This window comes from Paracoccus sediminis, assembly GCF_900188295.1.
GTDB classification, from domain to species: domain Bacteria; phylum Pseudomonadota; class Alphaproteobacteria; order Rhodobacterales; family Rhodobacteraceae; genus Paracoccus; species Paracoccus sediminis.
The window spans coordinates 1-4,407 of the sequence record NZ_FZNM01000032.1; the positions used below are offsets into that span (position 1 = coordinate 1).

At 59.7% G+C, this 4,407-nt stretch carries 7 protein-coding genes; 5 read left to right on the forward strand and 2 right to left on the reverse strand.

Annotated features, from left to right (window positions below; translation table 11 throughout):
• Nucleotides 1–182 precede the first annotated feature (182 nt).
• Together CHB77_RS17775 and CHB77_RS17780 are read left to right on the forward strand one after the other, a co-directional pair.
• On the forward strand, nt 183–431 hold the full coding sequence (locus CHB77_RS17775) for a BrnT family toxin (protein WP_089389457.1): 249 nt from the start codon (nt 183–185) through the stop codon (nt 429–431).
• Nucleotides 428–718 carry a BrnA antitoxin family protein gene (locus tag CHB77_RS17780; RefSeq protein WP_089389458.1) on the forward strand — a complete coding sequence of 97 codons (291 nt, stop codon included), beginning with the start codon at nt 428–430 and terminating at the stop codon, nt 716–718. The genes CHB77_RS17775 and CHB77_RS17780 overlap by 4 nt, the downstream gene beginning before the upstream one ends.
• A 503-nt stretch (nt 719–1,221) precedes the next feature.
• On the opposite strand, the gene CHB77_RS17790 is transcribed toward CHB77_RS17780, so the two are convergent.
• Complete coding sequence (locus CHB77_RS17790; protein ID WP_165456316.1) at nt 1,222–2,001, reverse strand: replication initiation protein; 780 nt, start codon at nt 1,999–2,001, stop codon at nt 1,222–1,224.
• Between the two features lie 661 nt (nt 2,002–2,662).
• Between CHB77_RS17790 and CHB77_RS17795 the strand changes: the two genes are divergently transcribed.
• The 3 genes from CHB77_RS17795 (at nt 2,663) to CHB77_RS17805 (ending at nt 3,840) form a co-directional block, all read left to right on the forward strand.
• Nucleotides 2,663–3,235 (forward strand): helix-turn-helix domain-containing protein, encoded by a 573-nt coding sequence (locus CHB77_RS17795; RefSeq protein ID WP_089389461.1) that lies wholly within the window; start codon nt 2,663–2,665, stop codon nt 3,233–3,235.
• Between the two features lie 141 nt (nt 3,236–3,376).
• Nucleotides 3,377–3,556 (forward strand): hypothetical protein, encoded by a 180-nt coding sequence (locus CHB77_RS17800; protein ID WP_089389462.1) that lies wholly within the window; start codon nt 3,377–3,379, stop codon nt 3,554–3,556.
• Complete coding sequence (locus tag CHB77_RS17805; RefSeq protein WP_089389463.1) at nt 3,553–3,840, forward strand: type II toxin-antitoxin system RelE/ParE family toxin; 288 nt, start codon at nt 3,553–3,555, stop codon at nt 3,838–3,840. Before CHB77_RS17800 ends, CHB77_RS17805 begins: the two co-directional genes overlap by 4 nt.
• A gap of 207 nt (nt 3,841–4,047) precedes the next feature.
• Here the strand turns inward: CHB77_RS17805 and CHB77_RS17810 are convergent, their stop codons facing one another.
• Complete coding sequence (locus CHB77_RS17810) at nt 4,048–4,284, reverse strand: hypothetical protein (protein WP_131023406.1); 237 nt, start codon at nt 4,282–4,284, stop codon at nt 4,048–4,050.
• Nucleotides 4,285–4,407: the final 123 nt, after the last annotated feature.

Here is a 4,407-nt window from a genome sequence, read left to right on the forward strand (position 1 = left end):
ATCGGGGTTTTCAGTGTCGGAGAAAAGGCAGTAGCCCCTTAGGCCTCACAACCGGGCCGCGATCCCGCTCCCTCCCTCATCCCATGCCATAACACCTCATATCCGTCAGAGCGCAGCCAGGAGTTGAAAATAGGTCACAAACTCCTTGCCGCTCGCACTAGTTTTCGTATATACAGAAACCTATGCTGATGATCGTCTGGGACGCGCCGAAGCGGCACACCAATCTTGCCAAGCACGGCCTGGACTTCGCCGATCTGGACGAAGGCTTTTTTCTGGCCTCGATGGTCGTCCCGGCCAAAGGTGGTCGGTACATGGCCATCGGCCGCCTGGGCAATGCCACGGTCGCCGTGGTGTTCGTCCCCCTGGGCAGCGAAGGGGTGTCGGTGATCTCCTTGCGCCCGGCCAGCGAAAAGGAACGGAGCCTGTTATGACCGCAAAGCGCCTGACCGAAGATCAGATCCACGCCATGATCGCCAGCGATCCTGACGCGCCGGAAGCCACCGACGCGCAGCTCGCCCAGGCCCGGCCCTTCGCTGAGGCCTTTCCGGCCCTGGCCGAGGCCCTGCGCCAGAACGTTGGGGGTCGTCCCAGGGCAGACCAGCCCAAGGTCGCCGTGTCCCTGCGCCTCGACCAGGACGTGCTGGCCCGGTTCAAGGCCAGCGGGCCGGGCTGGCAAACCCGGATGAACCGCGCCCTGCGGGACGCTGCGGGACTGTAAAGAAAAAGCAGTATTAATGCCTGCCGCCTAAAATAGCTTGTAGACGTCCCCACAGCGTCCCCTGGGACAGATCTTCAGGCTTTGCGTTGGGTGCCGGTGCCGTGAGTGCTAAGACCCGGTCCTCGGCCCTGTCCAAGCGCTTCCGCAAGTCTTCGACCGTCTCCTGCTCCCGTTCAAGCTGCTGCTGAAGCATCGCGATCTGCATTGCCTGCACGGCGATCTTCTCTCGTTCTGCGCCCCTATATTCGTCCCCGTCCCGGCCCCTGTCCGGGGTGTCCCTCTGGTCTGGTCCCGTGACATCCCAAGGAAACACTCGCGCGAGTTCCGAGGCGTCAATAGACCATGCGCCATCTTCGACCTTCTGGCCCGATAGCTTCCCAGACTGCAAGGCTCTGTGAATTGTGGACCGGCTGGCCCCGCAAAGCTCTGCGGCCTGTCTCAGCGATAACCCCATGCTGTCCCTCAGTGTCTCGCCTTGTCTCTTTAGACCGGCCCGCACTGTCCTACTGGGACGCATCATCGTCAACGATTACCATATTCTCTGCTGTCTTATTCAATCGATTCCGCCGGCCGATACGTGGCCTGTTCATCTCGGCATAGGCTTCCCGCATCCCGGCTTCGTCCTTCGTGCCCCATCCCATAATAAAGCCTACAACTTTTCGGCCCTTGCGCTGGGGCTCTATGGCGACCGAATAGGGAGTGATCGCATTGACCTCGGCAACCGCCGCGTCGATCGCCTTCAGCTTCAAGTTTTTGTAGGGAACCAGTTTGCCGTCCTCGACCCCCAGCAGCTCTCTTAAGCCCGCGACAGTGAACTGCTCAGTGAAGACGTGCCGCAGCCTGACCCGCCGCGCTACCGCCTCATAGAGCGCAAAGGCATACTTGCTGCTGAAGGACCGCATGACAGCATGATCCAGCTTGGCAAAGATGTTGCTGTCGCGGACCAGTTCGGCCAGCCGGGGCGGGAATGAATAGGTAAGCGATCCGGTATTGATCGTCGTCTCTATCGTGTTGGTCCCTAGCAGTTGCATCCGTATCTCTGCCCCGTCCGCCCGCCGCGCCACTACGATAGTCCGCATCAGCCGCTCGATGCTCTCGACCAGCCGCTTAGTGGTCGGCTCTGCAGGATGCTTCAGGGATGCTGTTGGGACAGTAAACTCGCGGCCCGGCTTAGCCATCTCTGGTCCCCATGCCGCTTCGACTAGGTGATTGAAGACGCGCCTGTCGTGAAGCGTTAGGGGACCGGTCCCCCGCAGCTCGATCAGCTCGGCAGGCTTCAGCATCTCCCCGTCATTCGGCGCGATTGTCAGGCTCTTCCCCATCCCGCTCCCCTCGGCTACCTCGGCAGCATATCCTGTAGCTATCTAGTAGGGAATGGGGGACATGACAGCCTCGTCCTGGCCTGTTCCACCCATGCAAAAAGTAGCCGTTCGCGCTCTTTACCCATGTGAAAAGTAGCCGTGAGCCATGCAAAAGGTAGCCGTAATAGCAACATTTCTTTTATATTTCAGAATCTTGGAATGGCAGGAAGTATGAAGAAAAGAAGATAAGAAGGCGCGGGAAAGAATTGTTCTTCAACTCGTCGCAATCGACTTGGTGGCTGAGAAATCTGCTGAGGAAACCAGAAAGGTGCTCAGAGGCTCTGGAAGGCCCCTTGGAGGCCGGAAAGGCTTTGAGAGCGGAAGCTCTACCCAAAAACTAAGAGCAACCCTTCAGAAGGCCGCTCCGCGGCTTTGCGAAGGCATCCTTGACCTATAATCGCCTCTATCTGCAAAGCGACGATGCTGTCACCTCGTCCTGTCGTGGGGCCTCTCGAACCCTAGAACCAGGCTCGAAAAACGGCTGCGAATGATCCTGTTTTGTGAAGGGCAGTTTTAGGAGTTGTGTAAATGGCAGGAAATGTGACTTGGATACTTCACAACCTCGATTTTGGATACTTTACAGATGCCGAAGCGCAAGTTCAGCCGCCTGACTAACGACCAGAAGCAGGCGCTGCGGGGCGAACTGGACGCGAAGGTGCCGGTCACGAACCTGGCGAAGAAGTATGGGGTCAGCCGCCGGACGATCTACAACTTGAAAAACCGCTGGGAGGAGCGCCTGCCGCAGTCACGCAGCAAGGTGCTGACGGTGCGGATCAGCACCGAGGACATGGAGCGGCTGGACGCCCTGGCAAAGGAACTGGATCTGAGCCGGGCCGACACGGCGCGGCGGGTGCTGCTCTACGCGGCGGGCGTGTATCACATCGAACCGCCCGAGGCCGGCGAGATCGCGGCGCTGACCAAGGAGGTGTCCGCAATCGGGCGGAATGTGAACCAGGCAGTCCGCGCCATGAACACGGCAGTCCTGCGCGGGCAGAAGATCCCCCGTCTGCACCTGGATCAGTTGGCCCAGCAGCTGCACGAGATCGCCCGGCACAACGACCAGGCCCGCAGCCTGATAGTTCGCCGCGCCCAGCAGCAACGAGCGCATGTCGATCAGATCGTAGAGATCATGAAAAACGGGATGCCATCCGGATAACTGCCAGTCAGGGTTCCTTCTGTGGGGCGTAAAGCACGCGCAACAGCAAGGCGGGCGGACCTTGGCTCGATCAGAAGGCCAAGCCGTTGCCGGGATGCAGTACACGCGTTATCTTGAAGCCAGTCAAAAGGAACGCCGCCCATGCGGACAGAAGCGCAAGCGAACGTGCAACGCTGGATCAAGCCCGCCGCGCCGGATGAACGGCCGGAACCGGGCTATGACGAATGGCTGGCCGCCGACATTGCGGCGGGCATCGCGGAACTGGACGCGGGCAAGGGCATTCCGGCCGATGAAGTCTGGCGGTCCCTCGGCCTCGAATGAAGCTGATAATCTCGCCCAGGGCGGCCCGCCGCCTTCGGGAAATTCAAGGCCATATCGCCCTAGACGCCAGCCTGCATGTTGCCTTGCGGGTGATCCTGCGCATTCGGCAGAGTGTCGAAATGCTGGCCGACTTTCCAGAAATTGGCGCACGCTGGCAGGATGGCTCGACCCGCGCCCTGGTCGTGTCTGGTCTGCCTTATCGGGTGCATTACCGGATTTCAGGGGATGCGGTGGAAATTCTGACCATCGCCCATACCAGCCAGCGACCGCCCACGTTCGGCTGATCCTTTTTGCAGCCTGTCGCCGTTGTGGCGATCTGTAAAAAATTACCTTTGCATTTCTTGCCAGTCTAACAGTTCGGTCGGACTGTAGCAGGAAATGCCATTTGGCAGCGTTACACTGCCAAATGCGGGAATTGGCCCTGTCCTGGCTGGCCGAACGGGCTATTTGGCGAGCGTTACATGTCGTGGCGCTTGAAGCAGGGGCTTGGACTAGTCCTTGGCCTTGCGGGTCGAGGTGATTTTCAGGCGCCACAGGCTGATCAGGGCAACTCCGAGACAGATCATCACGATCACGCCGCTGTTCGTTGCTGCGTTGATCGCATCAATGCACTGGTCACTGTCGGGACAGACATGGCTGCCATCTGCCAAGGCGGCGAACAGGACAAATCCGAATGCCAGGCCAAGGACCAAGCTGACGAGGCAAAGCCCCCATAATAAACCGCGCATCCTGACCTCCCTGCCGCCAGGGAGGATCATCGGGGTTTTCAGTGTCGGAGAAAAGGCAGTAGCCCCTTAGGCCTCACAACCGGGCCGCGATCCCGCTCCCTCCCTCATCCCATGCCATAACAC

Bases quoted from the DNA above. Each gene is read 5' to 3' on its own strand.
- CHB77_RS17775 (WP_089389457.1), top strand. From the start codon at position 183: ATGCTGATGATCGTCTGGGACGCGCCGAAGCGGCACACCAATCTTGCC.
- CHB77_RS17780 (WP_089389458.1), top strand. From the start codon at position 428: ATGACCGCAAAGCGCCTGACCGAAGATCAGATCCACGCCATGATCGCC.
- CHB77_RS17790 (WP_165456316.1), bottom strand. From the start codon at position 2,001: ATGCTGAAGCCTGCCGAGCTGATCGAGCTGCGGGGGACCGGTCCCCTA.
- CHB77_RS17795 (WP_089389461.1), top strand. From the start codon at position 2,663: ATGCCGAAGCGCAAGTTCAGCCGCCTGACTAACGACCAGAAGCAGGCG.
- CHB77_RS17800 (WP_089389462.1), top strand. From the start codon at position 3,377: ATGCGGACAGAAGCGCAAGCGAACGTGCAACGCTGGATCAAGCCCGCC.
- CHB77_RS17805 (WP_089389463.1), top strand. From the start codon at position 3,553: ATGAAGCTGATAATCTCGCCCAGGGCGGCCCGCCGCCTTCGGGAAATT.
- CHB77_RS17810 (WP_131023406.1), bottom strand. From the start codon at position 4,284: ATGCGCGGTTTATTATGGGGGCTTTGCCTCGTCAGCTTGGTCCTTGGC.